The organism is Streptomyces sp. MBT65, from assembly GCF_016612545.1.
Lineage (GTDB): Bacteria > Actinomycetota > Actinomycetes > Streptomycetales > Streptomycetaceae > Streptomyces.
On sequence record NZ_JAENRY010000512.1, the window covers coordinates 1 to 3185 of the forward strand.

The 3185-nt window shown below is 66.8% G+C and carries 4 protein-coding genes; all 4 read left to right on the forward strand.

The features are described from left to right. Window positions 1–229: 229 nt before the first annotated feature. The 4 genes from JHN63_RS49385 to JHN63_RS49400 all read left to right on the forward strand — a co-directional run bounded on the left by JHN63_RS49385 (window position 230) and on the right by JHN63_RS49400 (window position 3155). On the forward strand, window positions 230–1021 hold the full coding sequence (locus JHN63_RS49385) for a helix-turn-helix transcriptional regulator (protein WP_200691678.1): 792 nt from the start codon (window positions 230–232) through the stop codon (window positions 1019–1021). Beyond that, the gene (locus JHN63_RS49390; RefSeq protein ID WP_200691676.1) at window positions 1018–1218 is read left to right on the forward strand and encodes a DUF397 domain-containing protein; all 201 of its coding nucleotides are present in this window, start codon (window positions 1018–1020) and stop codon (window positions 1216–1218) included. The genes JHN63_RS49385 and JHN63_RS49390 overlap by 4 nt, the downstream gene beginning before the upstream one ends. A 285-nt stretch (window positions 1219–1503) precedes the next feature. Beyond that, a complete protein-coding gene (locus tag JHN63_RS49395; RefSeq protein WP_200691677.1) occupies window positions 1504–2580 on the forward strand; it encodes a hypothetical protein in 1077 nt (358 codons plus the stop codon). Further along, on the forward strand, window positions 2577–3155 hold the full coding sequence (locus JHN63_RS49400) for a Uma2 family endonuclease (RefSeq protein ID WP_374223028.1): 579 nt from the start codon (window positions 2577–2579) through the stop codon (window positions 3153–3155). The genes JHN63_RS49395 and JHN63_RS49400 overlap by 4 nt, the downstream gene beginning before the upstream one ends. The last annotated feature ends 30 nt before the right edge of the window (window positions 3156–3185 follow it).

A 3185-nucleotide genomic window follows, 5' to 3' on the forward strand; every position in this document is an offset into this window, starting at 1 on the left:
GGCGTCCACTTCGACGCCGTACGCCTTCGATGCGTACGGCGTCGAAGTGGACGCCGGTGAGGCGGAGTTGGTGACCGGACGCGGGGATCCAGTCCGGCAGGTGAATTGAGTCGGTCATGGTCACACGGTGGCGTTCGCGAAGCTACGCTCGGTAGTGACTGAGGTGATACGCGCCGGGGTGTATCCGTCGGAGGTGGGTGCTGTGTCAGGCCAGTCCAACGCCAACTCCATGCCGCCGCCTGTTGCCTGGCGGTACAGCGGGAACCAGCTGAAGCGCTGGCGCACCAAGGCCAACGTGAGTCGCGAGGAGCTGGCCGCCGCCTCCAACTATTCGCCGGACACCATCAAGTCGATGGAGCAGGGCGTTCGGATGCCGACGCCGCGCGTGCTCGACGTAGCCGATGGGATGTGCCGGGCTGAGGGGATGCTGAGCGCGGCGAAGGACTACCTGAACAAGGAGAAGTTCCCGTCGCGGGCGCAGGACTTCATGGAGCGGGAGAAGGAGGCGATCAGCCTCTGGTGGTACGAGACCATGGTCGTCCCGGGGCTGTTGCAGACGCCGGGGTACGCGCGCACGCTGATCGAGAACCGCTGCCCGCCCCTGGACGAGGAGACGGTGGAGGAGCGGATCGAGGGACGCATCGAGCGGCAGGCGATCCTCACGGAGCGGAAGCCGCCGGTGGGCCTGAGCTTCGTCCTCTATGAGGCGGTGCTGCGCAGCCCCCAGGTGGACACCGAACAACTGCGCCGTCTGCTGGAGGTGTCCCGGCTGCGCAACGTAACCGTGCAGGTGCTCCCCTTCGAACGGGCCACCAGCGACGCACTCATGGGGCCCATGGTGCTGCTGGAGACCCGCGACCACGAGCGGTTCGCCTATTCAGAGGGCCCGTTCGCCAGCGAACTTTCGGCCGATCCGGAGGTTGTCAGCCGAGTGAGCGAGCGGCTTAGCATGATCCGCACGCAGGCTCTCAGCCCCGCTGAGTCGGCCCGTTTCGTCGAACGGATGGTGGATCAGCCATGAGTGACCAGCTGAAGTGGTTCAAGTCGAGTTACAGCGACAACGAAGGCGGTGCCTGCGTCGAGGTCGCCCTCCCCGCACCGCAGTTGACCGTCCATATACGCGACTCCAAGAACGCAACGGGTCCCGAACTGGCCCTCCCCGCCCCCGCCTGGACGGCGTTCCTTTCCGGAGTCTCCCCAGTTCAGCCCGGAGCTTGAGCCCCGGGACCCGAGCTCTTTTCTTGGGTTCTGGGCTGGTTGAAAAACAACCCAACCAACCAAGCCTGTAAGTGAGTTGAGGGGGGTTTAACCCGAACGGGTGACATCCCGTGATCAGCTTGCGCCGCAACGTAAAGTCACTCTAGGTTCACGGCAAACAGCAAATAGATCGGCCCCGGTCGGTGCTACCAACACCGGCTCCGGGGCCTAGACCTACGGATCGAAAGAGACTCGATCGTGGCTTACGCCCAGCCTAGCCCTGCCCTGCCGTCCCCGTCGCACCCCATGGCCAATACGGGCTACGGAAAACGCGCCACGGGTGACGAAGACCCGCACGCGGACCCGGACTTCGCACACCTGAGCCCCCGTGACGCCGAGTTCGCCGTCTTCATCGACCACCTCGACAACGGCCACGCCATGGGCCACAAGGTGATCGCGGCCGAGCATCCCCGTTACGGCCAGCAGGCCTGCCGTACGTCGCTCAAGAGCCTCACCGAGGCCGGCCACCTGCGCTGGATCAAGGAACACATCACCGTCGAGGACAACTCGATGCGGTGGGTGACGCGGACGTACTGGTCGCGTACGCCCAGGTCGGCGCAGTGGTGGGCCGAGTTCGCGCGCGAGCGCCACGGCAGGGACGTAACGCACGACTACCAGCCGGGCCTGGCGAGGACGGAAGACCCGACCCCGACCCCGGCCCCTGCGCCGGAGAGCGACAGCGAGAGCGAGATCGACGGGACGCCGGAGACGGACCCGACCCCGGACACGGACCTGACCCCCGAGCCCAGCGCCGCGTACCGCGCACTCGCCCAACTCCGCGCCAGGGACCCCCGTATGTCCCTCTCCGAAGCCGAGTGCCGAGCCCTCGAACCCCTCGCCGCCGAGTGGCTGACACGAGGCGCCACCCCGGCCGACATGGCCCGCGCCCTGACCGACGGACTACCACCCACCGTCACGAACCCGGGCGGACTGGCCCGCACCCGACTGGAGACGAAGATGCCCCCGAAGAAGAACGACGCCGCCGAGACCCGCCCCCTCCGCGCCCGTGTGACCCGCGTGCTCATGGCCTGCGCCACGTGCGACGCCGACGAGCGGACGGCGAAGATCATCAACGGCATCTGCGAGGAATGCCGCGCGGAGCCGGACCTGAGCGAGGAGGAGATCAAGAAGGGTTTCGAGGAGATCGCCTACCTGGGAACCACTACGGCCCGCCTCCTGAAGCAGAAGCTGGAACGCCGTACGGGCGGGCCCGTGCCCGACACGTTCCGCCCCGTGCCGATCGAGGACCGCGTCCACTACCACTACCGCGACAACCGCGACCGCATCGCGAACGGCCTCCCGCCGAGGCGGTGGAAGCCGTGACGGTCGGGAAGCGGCAGCAGCCCCAGATGTCCGTCGAGGAATTCGAGCAGTTGGAACGCCATGCCCCCGAGACTGTGCGGCTGGAGTTCATCAAGGGGAAGGTCCAGGTCAAGCCCGTGCCGGACGGCAACCACACGGAGATCTACATGTGGCTACTGGAGCGGTGCATGCAACTGCGTCCCAACCTCCGGCTCTATCCGGAGCGGGGCCTCAAGACCGAGGCCTACCGCAAGGGGCGCGCTCGCGTGGGCGCGATCCTGATGCCCAAGGGCGGCCTCAAGGGGCATGGGGAGTGGTCCGAGGCCGGGGGAGTACTGATGGCGGTGGAGGTCACGTCGTCCGACTCCGGCACGAATCAGCGCAACCGGGTTGAGAAGCCCGACGGGTACGCGGCCGCAGGCATCCCCGTATACCTCCTCATCGACCGTGACGACTGCTCAGTCATCGTGTTCAACCAGCCTGAGGACGGCCGCTACCGCCACGAGGAGAAGCTTCCCTTCGGTGCGACCATCAAGATCCCGGACCCCGTGAACATCACCCTGGACACCGACCCCCTCAAGGAGTTCGTCGACTGATCACAACCCCCACACCCCCTTCCCCACCGC

Excerpts from the sequence above, each read along its gene's own strand:
- JHN63_RS49385 (WP_200691678.1), top strand. The coding sequence starts at position 230 with ATGCCGCCGCCTGTTGCCTGGCGGTACAGCGGGAACCAGCTGAAGCGC.
- JHN63_RS49390 (WP_200691676.1), top strand. The coding sequence starts at position 1,018 with ATGAGTGACCAGCTGAAGTGGTTCAAGTCGAGTTACAGCGACAACGAA.
- JHN63_RS49395 (WP_200691677.1), top strand. The coding sequence starts at position 1,504 with ATGGCCAATACGGGCTACGGAAAACGCGCCACGGGTGACGAAGACCCG.